Below are 15830 nucleotides of genomic sequence, written 5' to 3'. Positions count from 1 at the left end.
AATACTTTTGTCCCAGCCTTTTTTCTTTTCTTATTGAATTTAAAACGTCTTGGCCATTGAATGGGCTTTTTGGAGTGCTTTTTCTTTAATTTGCGGAATTTGATCCGGGAATTTTACTTGCCCTTCAATAATAATGCTTTCAAACGCTTCGATTCCAAAGAAGTCCATCATGATTTCTAAATAGCGGTGGCCCATTTCTCTTGCCATTTCAGGGCCTTCTGAATACACGTCTCCGCGGGATTGAATGTGAATTGCTTTTTTTCCTTTAAGCAATCCCTGAGCGCCTTCTTTTGTATATGTAAAGGTTTTACCTGACACGGTAATCGCATCAATGTACGTTTTCATAATCGCAGGAACAGAGAAATTCCACATTGGCGTAACAAAAATATATTTGTCAGCGAGTACGAACTGTCCGCCTAGTTCGGCTAATCGTCCCACTTTTAATCGTTCATCCGTTGATAAATCCTGGATGGAGGAGTGAGAACGAAGCTTTTTCCATCCGTTAAATACGTCTGCATCTAAGTATGGAATATCTGCTTGATATAAATCTAAATGCACCACATCATCTTCTGGATGTGTTTGCTTATACACGTCAATAAATTCTTTCCCTACAGCCATGCTAAGCGATTCGTCTTCAGCTAAAGGGTGTGCAGTAATATAGAGAACATTTGCCATGATGCTCATCCTTTCTATGGAGTAATTTTAATAACGAAAACTAATCTTGGACCCAGCTTTCTGCCCACTGGCTAATCGGTCCTAATATTTTACCTAACTCTGTTCCTTTTTGAGTCAGCGAATATTCAGAACGAATAGGGCGGTCCGGAATGACATTTCGGACAACGATTCCGTGGTCTTCAAGCTCTTTAATCCGTTCTGTCAAAAGCCTTCTGCTTAAGGTTGGTATACTTTCATTTAATTCACTAAAGCGTTTAGGACCGCTCATAAGCACATAAATGATTAATCCTGTCCACTTCTTGCCAATCAGTTCGAAACTTTTTTCTACTTTAGGTTGAATATCTTTTGGTTCGTCCATATTACGTATCCTCCTTCAAACAATATGGATGAAAAATAACTTATGCATTTATTGTAACAGAAAAAGCATAAAAACATGTGGAAACTTTGGGTGAAGCAGGGGGAAATGAATAAATTCACTAATGTTTGTACCTTGCTTTTGGTTTTATAAAAACTTTTCACACATAGGCTTGTCACAACATACGATGTACGAATTCATTTTAAGAAAAGGTGGTATGGTCATGGCAGGAGTTATTAACATCTGTAACACGAGAATTAATGGTATGGCAAGAAACGGATCGATGAATTTTGGAGAAGTTCTTCACAACGGACACACAGCAGATGTTAAATCTGTTGGAATCAACTCAACATACGGAGACATTTCAGCTGCTTGTGCGCGAATGAAAAACACAAATATGGATGCAGATATATTTGATCAAACGGCTGTTGCGAATATTGATGGGGTATATGGAAATCAGCTATAAAAGGGAGGCTGCTTATAACACATGAAGTTGTAAGCAGCTTTTTCATGTTGGTGAGTAGGACATTTATTTATGATAAGAGAATGTTTTGTTAATTAAATAGAACGACCTACAAAAGTTCGCGAATCTATTATATACGCCTTTTCTAAAACTTTTTATATATAATACAAGCACCTTGTCACTTATTGAATAGTATATAGGAGAAAAACAAAGAAAGGATGATTAAAATAGACTCGTATAAATACTACTACAACCCTGAAGATGGAAAGTATTATATTAGAAAGAAAAAAAATAGTCCACATTCCTTAAAAAAGCTCAAAGACAAACTTAATAAGTCAAAGGATAAAAAGGATAGAAAAGATAAAACACGTAAAGGGAATAAAGGGAATAGGTCAGACGATGCAACTAATAAAGTGAATAAATCCCACGACAAAGCTAATACAGCGAATGAAACGAATAAATCCCACGACAAAGCTAATACAGCGAATGAAACGAATAAATCCCACAACAAAGCTAATACAGCGAATGAAACGAATAAATCCCACGACAGAGCTAACACAGTGAATGAAATGAATAAACCCCACGACAGAGCTAACACAGTGAATGAAATGAATAAACCCCACGACAGAGCTAACACAGTGAATGAAATGAATAAATTCCATGACAAAGCTGAAACAGCGAATGAAATGAATAAATTAGATGAAAAAATGAGTAAAGTTGATCAAACAGACCATTCATTATATAAAATGAGCATAAAAAATAATCACAAACATCCTATTAAAGTTAGTATCATTATGCCCACTTATAATAAATATCATCAAACTTCTCTTTCACTTTACGGTTTATCAAAACAAACGTTTTCCCACGCTGAGTATGAAGTCATTCTAGTAGATGATGCTTCTTCTGATAACACTTCTGATATTTTAAAAGAAGTGGATGTCCCGTTCAAATTTAAATATATTCAAATGAAACAAAATAAAGGGCGTTCCTCAGTACGTAATATAGGAATTAATCATGCTGAAGGAGATCTTTTAATCTTTTTAGATGGAGAAATGCTAGCTCCTCCTTCTTTTATTGAAAATCATTATAAACATCATATGCACGAATCAAATCTTGTGGTTACCGGAGCCATGCATTATGAGGGAGTCTACACGTTTATTATGCCAGACTATAATGAAGATCAAATGGCTCATTTAAAAGAACTAGTAAATAACGATGCTGAGTATAGAAGATTGTATGAAAACTATGAGCAGACGAAGCAGCATTCAAATGGTCCTTGCCCTCTTGTAACAAAAGAAGATATTGATACAAACCGTTTTCAGCGTTTATCATTTCCTAATCGCTATTTCCTTAACAGCGGGCTAAAACATTTCGGAGAGCGACTTGAGGGATTTACGCTACCTTATATTGCATTTTTAAGTGGAAATGTATCAGTAAGAAAAGCGCAATTAAAGAAATCCGGCTATTTTGATGAGACTTTTGTCGGCTACGGGGCAGAAGACTGGGAACTTGGATATCGATTGTATAAAAATGGCGTGCAGTTTGTTTTAGATCCCTCTACAGTTGCTTATCATCAAGAACATGGGATATCTAAGCGGAAAGTGAAAGAACAATGGGGTAATCACTATCGTTTTGTGAAAAAACATCCAAATATAGACGTTCTTATTCTATCTCTTGAATGGAAAGAGCTTCCGTTTATGCATATGCATCAAACACTAGTTGAATATAACCAACTGGAGGAACGTTTTCCTGACGAATATAATGAACTTAAACATGCTTTTCGCGTCATGCTTTTTAGAATTATTGAATATTTAAATAATGGACAGCCTGTGACGAAACTTTACGATCTTCCTGGAGGCTCAGAGGAAAGAATAAAAATTCATCAGCAGTTTGAAACGCTGCGTCCTCGCGGATTTGACTACTTGGCGAGTTCTTTTGAACAAATCTATTACCTTTAGTGGTTATTACATTCAGAAGAAGATATAACATCACCTCGTGAAAATTGTCTCGTCGTAAAACCCCTCAACTTACGCAAATCAATTGAGGGGTTTATTTCTATATCTATTTTATATAAGGGGAGAAAACATGAACCGAAATTCACCAAAGTATGTTGCGTTAACGTTTGATGATGGACCCTCAGCTTACACGGCTGCTATTTTAAAAATTCTAAAAAGATATAATGTACGTGCGACATTTTTTGTCGTAGGTTCAGAAGTGGAAAAATTTCCAAAGTTGATCCGACGTATTCATAGAGAAAAGCACGTAATCGGAAATCATACGTGGAGTCATCCTAATATCACAACGCTTTCTAAGCGTGAATTGTGGAAAGAAATTACTTCTACAAATGTTCAAATAGAGAAAATAATAGGTTATTCTCCAAAGCTATTTCGTCCACCTTACAGTTCAATAAATGATACAACTCTTGCTGCTATTAAGGAATTGGGAATGACGTCTGTTCTGTGGAATGTAGATAGTCAGGATTGGCGTGAAGAAGATCCATTGGCCATCTATCAACATACTATTAAAAACCTAAAAGAAAAGAATCTTATTGTCATGCACGATGGGGATCGATACGGCAGCGGAGCGAGGGATCACATTGTTACTTCATTGCCGAAACTTATTAAGTATTTAATAAAGAACGATTATCGTTTTATAACGGTTCCTGAATTTCAGCAAGTGGCCTACAAGATCGAAGGATGGTCTTAAGCCAAAAATTATTCGTGAAATTGGTTATTAGCGAGGAAAAAGCCAAAAAAGGAATGGTTCTTAGCCATTCCTTTTTTATATTATGAAACGGAATAAAATCGACAAGGATTACGTGTGCTAAATTATAGAAAGACTAGATAGAGAAAAGTGTTTGAGAAATGAGAAGTTTGCGATGAGAGTAGTATGAAAGTATTTCATCTTATAGAGGGAGTGGGTGTTAGAAGATGCTTTATCTACAGCATACGTTCAAAATAAATAAAATTGGTAAATAGTGAATCTTTTTTGCCCATGGCTCGTATTAGTAAATAGAGTAATTATTTTGATGAGGAAAAGAGGTAGTACATTGAAAAACAAAGGTTTGATCGCTACGATCATTGTGTTAGTGGTTGTTGCGATTTACGGAGTGAGCTCTTACAATAGCTTCGTTAGCGCAGAGGAGAATGTAGATAATAAATTTTCCCAAGTAGATAACCAATTAAAAAGACGATCTGATTTAATTCCTAACTTAGTGGAAACTGTAAAAGGCTACGCTAAGCATGAACAGGAAGCAATTGACTCAGTAACTCAGGCAAGAGCGCAGCTAGCGGGAGCGAAAACTCCTGAGGACAAAGCTGATGCTGATCAACAATTAAGCGGCGCATTAAACCGTTTGCTTGTAGTGGTTGAAAAGTACCCGGATTTAAAAGCTAATGAAAACTTCAGAAGCTTAATGGATAGCTTAGAAGGAACTGAAAACCGACTCGCTGTAGCGCGTAAAGACTATAACGATGAAGTCACACAATACAATAAATCCGTTAAGCGATTTCCTAAAAACATGTTAGCGCGTACGTTTGGCTTTGACAAAAAGCCATACTTTGAAGTAACAAATGAAGAGAAAGAAGCGCCGAAAGTTGATTTTGGGAGCGGTAAATGATGAAATTCTTAGCTTCGTTTGCTTTGTTATTGTCTCTTTTATGTAATACGGTAAGCGTTGCTTTTGCTGCACCTGATATTCCGAATCCGGTAGGCGATATTTACGTTCAAGATTTTGCTCATCTGTTAAATGATCAGGAAAAAGCTGATATAAACCAAATGGGCAAAAAGTTAGATGATGAAACCAAAGCTCAAGTCGCTATTCTTACCGTGAATTCATTAGGTGATTCGGATGTAGAAGAGTATGCAAATGAAGCTTTTCGAAAGTACCAACTTGGTGATAAAAAGCTGAATAATGGCGTTCTCATTTTGCTCGCTAAAAAGGAACGAAAAATTCGGATTGAAGTAGGATACGGGCTAGAAGGAGCCATTACCGACATCAAGTCTGGAAAAATTTTAGATTCTTATGCCATTCCTAACTTGAAAAATGAAAAATACGATACGGCTCTAGAAAGTACATACAAAGCTGTTTATAACCAAGTGGTGAAAGAGTATGATTTAGGAACAGATTTTGAACAAAAAGTGCCAAAAGCATCTCCGCCTTCCGATAGCGGTGTTCATTTTACAACACTTCAAACACTACTGATTGCAGCTGTTATTGTGGGCTTGCTTATCCTCGACTTTGTCTTTTTTAAAGGAGCAATCACTCAATTTCTGCTAAACTTCCTTGTCATGTTTGGAGGAAGAGGCGGCGGAGGTGGCAGCGGTCCTCGAGGAGGCGGAGGGGGAAGCTCTGGAGGCGGCGGAGCGAGCCGAGGCTGGTAATAAAATAACACAAAAAACCAAGCGGATATAGAACCTGCTTGGTTTTTTTGCTCTGTATGGCTATAGCTAAAAAAATAGATTTTTTCCATTATATAAGCATAATTAGAAAAATTAAGGGAACTAAGAAAAAAGTTAGAGATTTACAAATAAAAAGGAAGGTTTTGTATGAATACATTTAGATGGATAGCTGCAAGGAAACAGCTTTCTCCTCGTGCTTTTAAAGATGAGTTAACTAGTCAAATATGGTTTAGTCCCTTAATTTATGCTTTTTTTTCTGTTCTTTTAGCTGCACTGACGCTGTTTCTTGACTATTATTGCAAAGTAGGAGAGAAAGTTCCTTCATTTTTTTCAATTAACATGGATTTAACGAATACGTTAGTGAGCACAATTATGCCTGGAATTCTATCAATTACGACGTTTACGTTTAATTTAATGCTTGTTGTGTTTACATCATTTGCAGCTCAGTTTTCTCCGCGCGTGTTAAAAAACTTTGCTTCTTCTAAATCTACTCAGCGAATTCTGGGGATTTTTATAGGGAGTTTTTTGTATACACTTTTTGTCTTTCTCTTTTTAAACAGTTCTCAAGTAGACGGGTATTTTGCGATTCCGTTTGTGACGACGGCGCTATCGGTTTTTAGTGCGGGCACGTTTGTCTACTTTATTAATCACTCTGTTAAGTGGCTGCAAGTAAATCATATGACTCAATCGATGAAAACAGCGTCCATAAAAGCAATTAAGACAACAATCCGCGAGGAACTGGAGATTCATCGAACGCAGTCTAGTCATAGTGAACAATTTTCCTTTCCAGAAGGAGAGAAAAAGCCGGTATGTATTCAAACATCTGGCTATATTCAAACAGTGAACTACAGCCAATTGATTCACTGTGCCAAAGAGCATAATTTAGTCATAAAAATGGAGCGTGAAGTAGGGGATTATGTGCTTAACGGAACCGTATTGTTTTATTATTGGCATAGAGATTCGATAGAGCATGATGAAATGGATTGCACCGTTTTTCACCAATATGTCCATGTAGGGAAATCTCAAACTGATATTCAAGACACTACGTATATTATTACGAAGTTTGTGGAGATGGCGATTAAATCATTAGGAAATGATGACTTCAAAACGGCGGTTAACTCGATTCACCAAATTAGCGATATTCTTCGGGAAATTTGTGACGCTAGCCAATTTTCTTCTTACTTAGTTGATGATAAAGGCGTCATACGAATGGTGATACCAGACAAAAAGTTTGAGGACTTTTTATATGATGGATTTGCCAATATCCGGCACTATGCTAGACGTAATATTATCATTACAATGGAGCTGCTTAAAACGCTTGGAAATCTCGCTGAAGCCATTGGTCCAGCTTATTACGACGACATTTGGGAGTTTGCCGTCTACACGTCTCAAGGCTTTGAAGAAGAATATTTATTTGTTCAAGATAAAAAATATTTTTTACATATTCTTTATGATTTAGCTATTTCTACAGAAAAGGAAGAGCAATATGAACAAATAACTAAACAAATGAACGAGTAAAAAAAGCCGGAGTCAACTCGTGACTTCGGCTTTTCTTTTATTTATTTATTTGAACGTTTTAAGATGCTTTTTGCATGTGAAAATGTATCAAAGCTTGCTTTTCCGTGATACGCACCCATTCCGCTGTCACCAACGCCGCCAAATGGAAGGTAGTGAGATGTCATATGGTTAATCGTATCGTTAATAGAACCGCCGCCGAATGACACGCTGTTTAAAATTTGATCTTGGACTGCTTCATCTTCAGAGAAAAGATAAAGTGCTAATGGTTTTGGACGTTTTACGATTGCCTCAATCACTTCTGAGATTTCATCGTATACCATCACTGGAAGAATTGGTCCAAAGATTTCATCTTGCATCACATCGTTTTCCCATAAGATGTTGTCAAGAACGGTTGGCTCAATGAACAGACGAGAACGGTCCGTTTTGCCTCCCATCACGACATTTCCGTTCGTTAAGAAATTGCTGAGGCGATCAAAATGTTTTTCGCTCACCACGTGAGGGAAATCTAGATTTTGTGAAACATCTTCACCGTACGTGTTTGTTACCACTTCTTTTAACTTAGCTAGCAGCTCGTCTTTTACATTTCGTTGAACAAGAATGTAGTCTGGCGCTACGCAAGTTTGACCAGCATTTGCAAATTTTCCACGCGCAATACGTTTTGCCGCTTCTTCAATATTTGCATCTTCGTGTACAATTGTAGGACTTTTTCCACCTAGCTCTAGCGTAACAGGCGTTAAATGTTTAGCAGCAGCTTCTGCCACAATTTTGCCGACCATTGTACTTCCTGTAAAGAAGATGTAATCAAAGTTTTCTTTTAGTAAAGCAGTGCTTGTTTCCACTTCACCTTCGACTACAGTCATGTATTCTTCAGGGAAGTTTTCATTAAACATCTTAGCAAGAAGGCTTGACGTATGAGGTGTTAATTCAGAAGGCTTTAACACCACGCAGTTACCTGCAGCAATCGCGCCTACTACTGGTGATACAGCAAGTTGGAACGGATAGTTCCAAGGTGCAATCACTAGAGCTAAACCGTACGGATCTTGATAAATATAGCTTTTTGCTCCGGCGTGAGTAGATGGTGTTTCTACTTCTTTTGGCGCTGCCCATTCTGCAAGATTCTTAACTGCAAAGTCGATTTCGCTTAGCACAAGACCAACTTCTGCACGTTTTGCTTCAAATTCTGGTTTGTTAAGATCAGCTTTTACTGCTTTTAAAATGTCGTCTTCATGACGTACAACAAGTTCTCTTAATTTCTTTAGCGTTTCGATACGGAACGCAACGTCTTTTGTTTTACCGCTGCGAAAGAATGAAAGTTGTTTTTTTGTAAGTTCTTGATAGTTATTCATTGGAAAGTCTCCTTTTACTTCACATTTTTAGCTCTTTATTTATTGAATAGAACTAGCTGCTTATTTCCAAGTTGTAACCGTATTGACCGGTAAACGGTAAGAAGCATGACCTTCGCTTGCTGCTTTTCCGATTGAGATAAGCATAATCGGAACATAACGTTCTTTATCCAGACCGAATGCTTCTGCGATTAATTCTTTTTCGTATCCGCCGATTGGATTTGTGTCATATCCGTGAGCACGAGCAACAAGCATAAGCTGCATAGACACAAGTCCTGAATCAATCAGAACGATGTCTTTCATATCTGCTTTTGGCATGTTTTCATAAATTGGCTTGAAGAAATTTAACTGCTGTTCTTTAATGTCTTGAGGCATATAGCCAAGTTCTACGGCTTTGCCAAAAATTTCGTCTGCATATTCGACGTTGTTCATGTCACCAAATACAGCAATAACAGCTGAAGATGTATTAACTTGTTCGCTGTTAAATTTCGCAAGTTCAGCTAATTTTTCTTTTCCTTCAGGTGTTTCAATCACAACAAAGCGCCATGGCTGCATATTAACAGAAGAAGGAGCGCGCATAGCTTCGGTAAGGATTTCTTCCATTTCCTCACGGCTAATTTTTACTGAAGGATCATATTTTTTAATTGAACGACGTTTTAAAGCAATTTCGTTAAAGTCTTTTATAGTCATAGTCATTATTCCTTTCTTTTTAGGCGTTAAACTTACTTATTGTCATTTCCGTATTTTTGATTGTGGACGATTGTTTGATATATCAATAATTGATACATCAACAATATAATACATTGATTTAAGAATTGCAAGGGAAAAAGTTTAAACTTTTGAAGTGGTGTTAATTGGAAGTGTGAAGCCACATCCTACGGGGAACAGACATGAAGAGAGTAAGTGGTAAAAATAAATAATAAGAATGATAAAACAAAAAGTTTGACTACTTTATTTCTCTTGGTTACGATAAGTAACGAAAAGAAGCAAAAGTGAATTTGCTACTTTTCAAATGAATGACCGTTTGGGAAAGAAGAGATAGAGAAATGTTTATTCTCTTTTTAAAACCTAAACTGTATTTTTAATTAGTACAGTATAGCAAGACATATTAAACAGGAAAAGTAGGAGGACTTCAAGATGTATACAGATTTAAAAGATAAAGTAGTTGTTGTAACAGGCGGATCAAAAGGATTAGGCCGAGCAATGGCCGTTCGTTTTGGTCAAGAACAGTCAAAAGTGGTTGTAAACTACCGAAGCAATGAAGATGAAGCGCTAGAAGTAAAAAAAGAAATTGAACAAGCTGGCGGTCAAGCGATTATTGTTCGAGGTGACGTAACAAAAGAAGAAGACGTTGTGAATCTTGTAGAGACAGCTGTTAAAGAATTTGGTACATTAGACGTTATGATTAATAATGCAGGTGTTGAAAATCCCGTTCCTTCTCATGAATTATCATTAGAAAATTGGAATCAAGTCATCGATACAAACTTAACAGGCGCGTTTTTAGGAAGCCGTGAAGCGATTAAATATTTCGTTGAAAATGACATTAAAGGAAACGTTATTAACATGTCTAGCGTTCACGAAATGATTCCTTGGCCACTATTTGTTCACTATGCAGCAAGTAAAGGGGGTATGAAACTAATGACGGAAACATTGGCTCTTGAATATGCGCCAAAAGGTATCCGCGTGAATAACATTGGACCTGGTGCAATCGATACGCCAATCAACGCTGAAAAATTCGCAGATCCAGAGCAGCGTGCAGACGTAGAAAGCATGATTCCAATGGGTTACATCGGCAACACGGAAGAAATCGCATCAGTTGCAGCATTCTTAGCATCATCACAAGCAAGCTATGTAACAGGTATTACACTATTTGCTGATGGCGGTATGACAAAATATCCTTCTTTCCAAGCGGGAAGAGGTTAATAAATAAAACTGAACGGAAAAAGACCTCGGGATATCCCGATGTCTTTTTTGTATGCAACAAATATAGGGTGAATTTACCAAATGTTGAAACTTCTGTTGAAGTATTACGTATATAAACTAACAACTAATAAAGGACGTGTTGATATGCTACCGGAAACGATTCAACAAAAAGTAGATCAGTATAGTGATTTTTATACACGTTTAAAAAATGAGCTTAAATGGAAAGTGGCAGATCCGAAGCAGTTTATGGGCATCGCTTCTATGTATGTAGTGAAAGGCAAATTACTTCAGCTGCAGCCTTATATTGAGTTAAGTGACTATATTAAAAATCAAGTAGGAATGTTTTCTACATTAAAATCATCACAGCGGTTTACGATCGCAGCCATGCTAGATACCCGCTATGAGAATCCAAAAGAAACGTTTCATGAATTTCTGGATGTATATGATCAATTGGTACAAGGCGGGTTTACTAGAGGCGCATTTACGTATATCGCGGCTTCCGCTATGCTGTCGAATGAGTCAAGTCGAAGTCATAAAGAAATGGTTCGAAGGTCAGTAGAAATTTATCAAGGCATGAAAAAAAAGCATCTCTTCCTCACATCAAGCGGTGATGTACCTCTTGCTGTGCTATTAGCTGAAACGAGCGAATTTGTTGATGATCTGATGCATGAAATTGAACACTTCTATACCACATTGGCACAGTATGGATTTAAAAGAGGGAATGACCTTCAATTTTTAAGTCATATTCTCGCAATCGATAAAAATTTACATGGGGATACCCTTATTGAAAGATGCCTAGCAGTAAAAGAAACCTGTGAATCGGCAGGCATTAAAGTGAAAGCGATGCATTATCCAGTCATTGGCTTATTAGCACTGTTTGAAAAACCAGAAAATGAAATTGAAATCATTTATGAAGTGGTGAAACAGTTAAATACAGACAAACTTTTTAAGTGGCATAAAGACATCAATGTTATGCTCGCGGTTAATTTGGTTATAAGTGAAAAGCTGAAGGATTCTGGAGTGGTCGAAACAGGCATCTACACATCGATTGAAACAATTATTCAAGCTCAGCAAGCAGCTATGATAGCGGTTATTGCGAGCACTTCAGCAGTTGCTACTACGACTACTACTTGATAAATTAAAAGATTATAAAAGAGAGATTGAGACATAACCACATCAATCTAACCTAAAGATGAACCAGTGGGATAAATGAGCTCGTATGGATCGATTATGACACCGCTGTTGATTTCCATGCAAGGCTTCGCTTTCCGCGGGAGTCTTCGCCTTGCCTTCCGATCAACCGTTAGAAGTACCTACATACATGAAACCTACGTTCATCATACCAATGGAAAATTCCGAACGTATTTGATTCTCAACCAAGAATCAAACTCGTTCGGATTTACCTTCAACTAAAATACTTTTGTCTCATCTTCTCTCTTAAAAAGCATAAACCTTGCCATCATTTGGAACAAAGACGCGGGACGCCATTTCTTTTTCTTTGATAAAGCTTTTTAATTCTTCTCGTGATAACATCCAGTGATTTACAGCTTCCATATGGACAGAAATAATCGTAGCATGAGGAGCGGCTTTGTATACTTCGTAAATATCTTCTTTCCCCATCACAAGAGAACCGCCTTCTAAAAATTGATTATCTCCGCCGTTTACGACAATGACCTCTGGTTTATGTGTGTTGATTTCTTCTCCAACAGCGGAATACCATACCGTATCACCAGCTACATAAAGCGTTTTTTCGCTCTTGTGTTTAAGAACAACGCCGCATACTAAACCGGTACGCTTTAAAATTTCTCCTCTTCCGTGCTCTCCTTTTGTTTTGATTAATTGAATGTCTTCAAAAACGGTGTTTTGTGTAAGTACTTCTACATTTTTAAAACCAGCATCTTTCACTACTGCGGCATCTTCTTCATTTTGAACGAACATTTTGATGTCCTTTGGCAAAGCCTGTTTAGCCGCATCGTCAAAATGGTCTAAATGGAGGTGAGTGACAATAACTGCATCTACACCATCAATAATCTCTTCAACGGATATCGGTAAGTTCACTAAAGGGTTGTTTTGATCTTGTCTGATTGAATTTGGGAAAGGAGGGTAAGTGCCTTTTTCCGCTAACATGGGATCAATTAAAAACGTTTTTCCCCCGTATTCAACAATTAGAGTAGCATTACGAATATGTGTAATCTTCATCTGTATCTCTCCTTTTTTTGATCTACGTATAGTTTATAGGATACTCTAGTTGCAAATACATAGATAAAATCAAGTCTTTTAACACTTTCACTTGATAAATGAAAGAATAGTAGTCAAAAGCAAAAAGAACCGAAACAGTGCTGTTTAGGTTCTTTTTAGGATTTCTTTTATCTCTTTATATACACGTACTTGGTTGCGTCCATGTTGTTTGGCAGCGTACAGGGCGATATCTGCTTTATTCAACAGCTCATCTAACGTTTCATTTTCTTGTTTTTCCGCTTGTGCTACTCCAAGACTTAGCGTAACAGAGATCGCTTCTTCATTAATCAGCAAGGGCTGAGTCTCGATGTGACGGCGAATTTGTTCAGCAAGCGTTTCGCCTTCGGATAAAGTATAGCCCTTTAGCGCGAGTACAAATTCTTCACCGCCGTACCGAGCAAAAAGGGCTCCTTGCGGTAATACGGACTGGCAGGATTTTACGGCATGTACAAGCACCTGATCGCCGGTATAATGACCATACGTATCGTTCACTTTTTTAAAATAATCAATATCAAGTAAAAGAAGCGTAAAAGAAGATGCGGACTGTTTTGCTTCATCGAATGCTTGCTTGCTGTACTGAAAAAATGCCCTGCGATTATAAATTTGCGTCAGCTCATCGTAATAAGCCTGATTTTCAAGCTTTAGCTGAAGTCTTTTTAGCTCCGTGATATCCGTAAAAATAAGCAGCAAGCCGTGACTGTTGTTAGCATACTGCAAAGGAGAGGTGCGAACTTGATACGTATACTGAGATTGATCCGCAGAAAAAAGCTGCAGCTCTTGACTGCTTTTTTTATTTTCTAATGTAAAAGGAAATGAACTGCCCGATAGCGTGAACCAAATATCAGCAAAACGTTTTCCAAACATTGCTTTTTTTAGCTGCGGAAACATGTTCTTCGACGCTAAGTTAAATTCAATTAATCTGTAAGCTTCATCAAGCACGATAACACCGTCATTGATGCTGTTAAATATCGCATCTTTAGCAACGGGCATGACTGTAAACATACGCGATGAGTTAATGGACCATAAATATAAAGAAGAAGAAACCCATAAAACCATCGGAACTGGATCAATTCCCTGCGGCGTAAAGCCCATTAAATAGACAAAAGCTGTGACGATAGGGACTAATTGCCCGACCATTAATGCAATTAACTGCAGGCGGTAAGCTTTGGCTGTTTCTTTCCAGCGGTAAACGGCGAGTAAAAAAGCAACAAACATAGACGAAAAGATGAACATTCCATGAATCATGTACCAGGTCCCAATTTCTTGATAAATGTAAGGAGCACCTAAAACTGGGTCAACTTCAAACACTCGGTAATGAAGGTGATGCCAGTCATTTGTTGCGACCATGATCAAACTAATAAACGGAATGATAAAAAGTGCAAAAATATGTTTTTTCCTCACCTTTATGCCGACATACTGCATAACAAACAGCAGTCCTGCAGGAGGTGAAAAAGGCATGCCCACGTATTGAATAACGGTCCAAAATTTCATTTCCTCGAGGTTAACAGATAGTAAGCTAAATGCCGCACCAATACAATAAACGGTGGTGAAGCCCGTATGAAGAATAAATAAATGCGCAATGTTAGCGTAGTGGTGACGCTTAATGAATACGTAAAAACATAAGTATAGATTAAGAACACCGGACGTGCAGATAAGCGTTATATAAGCTGTTAAATCTAAATTCACAATTGTATCCCTCATTAAGAAAGCATTTTTAGTTAAATGTAGCACAGTTGAAATAAAATGTGGATGTTTTATGTGGGAAATGAGCAGTGCCGGAGATAGTAGAGGGATAACTCGTTTATAAGCAGCTTCTTTATGAGAATAGTAGATTATTAAAAATTCAGTATTTTATGTATTGACATCGCTTTCATAGTAGAATATAATTTCAGTAATAACTTAAACCTGGATTGTTACTGATTCGATCAGGCATTACCTGTGTTAAAAATACGTGATGTGTTCATGTGTTTTTAAGATGGGATTTTTACGTTTGTTCTGATGTGGGGGAAGCATCTATGAAATTTGTTAAAGTATTTAATAATAACGTAGCATTGGTCAAAGACTCCTCTAATGTAGAATGGGTCATCATGGGAACAGGCGTCGGTTTCCAAAAGAAAAAAGGTGATCCAGTTGATAAGGCTGTCATTCGACGAAAGTTTGTGGCGGAGTCGTCCAATATTCGTAGACCGCTGGCTCAAATTCTAGAGAGCATCAAACCAGAAATTCTCGAGGTTTCTGTAGAGTTAATCAAGCAAGCAGAAAGGGAAATAGGTGAGCCTTTTCGCACCAATATTCACTTGACTCTTGCGGATCACTTAAATTTTGCGATTGAACGAAGCCATAATGGCCTTGAATACGCGCAGCCAAGCCGCTGGGAAGTCAAGAAGCTTTATCCGAAAGAGTATAATGCTTCGGTTAACGCTATTCGACTAGTGTATGACCGGCTTGATGTGCTGCTTCCTAAAAGTGAAGAAACGTTTCTCACCTATCATTTTGTAAACGCACAGAATGTACAAGCAAAAGTGGAAGAAACGATGAAGATGACTGAAGTGATTAATCGAATTATCGATGTTGTTCAATATCATTTTCAGCTCAAACTTGACGAAGAATCCATGAATTATTCTCGCTTTGTCACGCATCTACGATTTTTTGTTTTACGTCAGCTGGATCAGAACCCACATGTTTCTCCAGAAGTTGATGCTACGCTGCTGGATGTCGTAAAAACAAAGTATGAAAAAGCATATAAAGCTGTTGAAAAAGTGGCTAATTTACTTCATAAACAGCATGGTTGGTCTTTAACTTCAGATGAAAAGCTTTACTTAACGCTACACATTTGGCGAGTGACGAATTTAGTAGAAACTGAATAATCGTTCTTCATTGGAGGATTGTTACTGACTCGATCAGGCATTACCCA

Annotated in this window: 15 protein-coding genes; 9 read left to right on the top strand and 6 right to left on the bottom strand. The window is 37.5% G+C overall.

Annotation, left to right across the window (positions count from 1 at the left end):
* Positions 1-39 precede the first annotated feature (39 nt).
* Positions 40-675, bottom strand: a complete 636-nt coding sequence (locus tag LIS78_RS17475) for an FMN-dependent NADH-azoreductase (protein ID WP_028414603.1) — start codon at positions 673-675, stop codon at positions 40-42.
* Positions 676-715: 40 nt separating this feature from the next.
* Positions 716-1033 (bottom strand): winged helix-turn-helix transcriptional regulator, encoded by a 318-nt coding sequence (locus tag LIS78_RS17470; protein ID WP_252284085.1) that lies wholly within the window; start codon positions 1031-1033, stop codon positions 716-718.
* Positions 1034-1253: 220 nt separating this feature from the next.
* On the opposite strand from LIS78_RS17470, the gene LIS78_RS17465 reads away from it, so the two are divergent.
* The 6 genes from LIS78_RS17465 to LIS78_RS17440 all read left to right on the top strand — a co-directional run bounded on the left by LIS78_RS17465 (position 1254) and on the right by LIS78_RS17440 (position 7412).
* Complete coding sequence (locus LIS78_RS17465; RefSeq protein WP_013084095.1) at positions 1254-1496, top strand: spore germination protein; 243 nt, start codon at positions 1254-1256, stop codon at positions 1494-1496.
* 215 nt (positions 1497-1711) lie between these two features.
* The gene (locus LIS78_RS17460) at positions 1712-3451 is read left to right on the top strand and encodes a glycosyltransferase family 2 protein (protein WP_252284084.1); all 1740 of its coding nucleotides are present in this window, start codon (positions 1712-1714) and stop codon (positions 3449-3451) included.
* 127 nt (positions 3452-3578) lie between these two features.
* Positions 3579-4199, top strand: a complete 621-nt coding sequence (locus LIS78_RS17455) for a polysaccharide deacetylase family protein (RefSeq protein WP_209150235.1) — start codon at positions 3579-3581, stop codon at positions 4197-4199.
* 343 nt (positions 4200-4542) lie between these two features.
* Positions 4543-5112 (top strand): LemA family protein, encoded by a 570-nt coding sequence (locus LIS78_RS17450; RefSeq protein WP_195782520.1) that lies wholly within the window; start codon positions 4543-4545, stop codon positions 5110-5112.
* Entirely contained in the window at positions 5112-5876 is a 765-nt protein-coding gene (locus tag LIS78_RS17445; RefSeq protein ID WP_434092362.1) for a TPM domain-containing protein, read from the top strand. The genes LIS78_RS17450 and LIS78_RS17445 overlap by 1 nt, the downstream gene beginning before the upstream one ends.
* A gap of 165 nt (positions 5877-6041) precedes the next feature.
* The gene (locus LIS78_RS17440; protein WP_209150231.1) at positions 6042-7412 is read left to right on the top strand and encodes a DUF2254 domain-containing protein; all 1371 of its coding nucleotides are present in this window, start codon (positions 6042-6044) and stop codon (positions 7410-7412) included.
* Positions 7413-7453: 41 nt separating this feature from the next.
* On the opposite strand, the gene LIS78_RS17435 is transcribed toward LIS78_RS17440, so the two are convergent.
* Positions 7454-8758: an aldehyde dehydrogenase gene (locus tag LIS78_RS17435; RefSeq protein WP_252284082.1), complete on the bottom strand. Its 1305-nt coding sequence runs from the start codon at positions 8756-8758 to the stop codon at positions 7454-7456.
* Positions 8759-8818: 60 nt separating this feature from the next.
* Positions 8819-9445, bottom strand: coding sequence for a nitroreductase family protein (locus LIS78_RS17430; RefSeq protein ID WP_195782523.1), 627 nt, complete (start codon positions 9443-9445; stop codon positions 8819-8821).
* Positions 9446-9892: 447 nt separating this feature from the next.
* Here LIS78_RS17430 and gdh point away from each other — a divergent pair, with 447 nt between their 5' ends.
* Together gdh and LIS78_RS17420 are read left to right on the top strand one after the other, a co-directional pair.
* Positions 9893-10678: a glucose 1-dehydrogenase gene (gene gdh, locus LIS78_RS17425; protein ID WP_252284081.1), complete on the top strand. Its 786-nt coding sequence runs from the start codon at positions 9893-9895 to the stop codon at positions 10676-10678.
* An 81-nt stretch (positions 10679-10759) separates the two neighbouring features.
* Complete coding sequence (locus LIS78_RS17420; RefSeq protein WP_229754566.1) at positions 10760-11812, top strand: DUF4003 family protein; 1053 nt, start codon at positions 10760-10762, stop codon at positions 11810-11812.
* Positions 11813-12115: 303 nt separating this feature from the next.
* On the opposite strand, the gene LIS78_RS17415 is transcribed toward LIS78_RS17420, so the two are convergent.
* Both LIS78_RS17415 and LIS78_RS17410 read right to left on the bottom strand, forming a co-directional pair.
* Positions 12116-12877, bottom strand: a complete 762-nt coding sequence (locus LIS78_RS17415; RefSeq protein ID WP_252284080.1) for an MBL fold metallo-hydrolase — start codon at positions 12875-12877, stop codon at positions 12116-12118.
* Positions 12878-13021: 144 nt separating this feature from the next.
* Positions 13022-14602 carry a histidine kinase N-terminal 7TM domain-containing diguanylate cyclase gene (locus LIS78_RS17410; RefSeq protein ID WP_252284079.1) on the bottom strand — a complete coding sequence of 527 codons (1581 nt, stop codon included), beginning with the start codon at positions 14600-14602 and terminating at the stop codon, positions 13022-13024.
* A gap of 329 nt (positions 14603-14931) precedes the next feature.
* Here LIS78_RS17410 and LIS78_RS17405 point away from each other — a divergent pair, with 329 nt between their 5' ends.
* Positions 14932-15783 (top strand): PRD domain-containing protein, encoded by an 852-nt coding sequence (locus tag LIS78_RS17405; RefSeq protein ID WP_116075312.1) that lies wholly within the window; start codon positions 14932-14934, stop codon positions 15781-15783.
* Positions 15784-15830: the final 47 nt, after the last annotated feature.

The sequence above is a fragment of the Priestia megaterium genome, from assembly GCF_023824195.1.
Classification (GTDB): Bacteria; Bacillota; Bacilli; order Bacillales; family Bacillaceae_H; genus Priestia; species Priestia megaterium_D.
This window is presented reverse-complemented; position numbering and strand designations above follow the sequence as displayed.

Coding starts and splice junctions, on each gene's coding strand:
- LIS78_RS17465 (WP_013084095.1), top strand. CDS start 1,254: ATGGCAGGAGTTATTAACATCTGTAACACGAGAATTAATGGTATGGCA.
- LIS78_RS17475 (WP_028414603.1), bottom strand. CDS start 675: ATGGCAAATGTTCTCTATATTACTGCACACCCTTTAGCTGAAGACGAA.
- gdh (WP_252284081.1), top strand. CDS start 9,893: ATGTATACAGATTTAAAAGATAAAGTAGTTGTTGTAACAGGCGGATCA.
- LIS78_RS17420 (WP_229754566.1), top strand. CDS start 10,760: ATGTTGAAACTTCTGTTGAAGTATTACGTATATAAACTAACAACTAAT.
- LIS78_RS17430 (WP_195782523.1), bottom strand. CDS start 9,445: ATGACTATAAAAGACTTTAACGAAATTGCTTTAAAACGTCGTTCAATT.
- LIS78_RS17455 (WP_209150235.1), top strand. CDS start 3,579: ATGAACCGAAATTCACCAAAGTATGTTGCGTTAACGTTTGATGATGGA.
- LIS78_RS17470 (WP_252284085.1), bottom strand. CDS start 1,033: ATGGACGAACCAAAAGATATTCAACCTAAAGTAGAAAAAAGTTTCGAA.
- LIS78_RS17415 (WP_252284080.1), bottom strand. CDS start 12,877: ATGAAGATTACACATATTCGTAATGCTACTCTAATTGTTGAATACGGG.
- LIS78_RS17435 (WP_252284082.1), bottom strand. CDS start 8,758: ATGAATAACTATCAAGAACTTACAAAAAAACAACTTTCATTCTTTCGC.
- LIS78_RS17440 (WP_209150231.1), top strand. CDS start 6,042: ATGAATACATTTAGATGGATAGCTGCAAGGAAACAGCTTTCTCCTCGT.
- LIS78_RS17405 (WP_116075312.1), top strand. CDS start 14,932: ATGAAATTTGTTAAAGTATTTAATAATAACGTAGCATTGGTCAAAGAC.
- LIS78_RS17460 (WP_252284084.1), top strand. CDS start 1,712: ATGATTAAAATAGACTCGTATAAATACTACTACAACCCTGAAGATGGA.
- LIS78_RS17445 (WP_434092362.1), top strand. CDS start 5,112: ATGAAATTCTTAGCTTCGTTTGCTTTGTTATTGTCTCTTTTATGTAAT.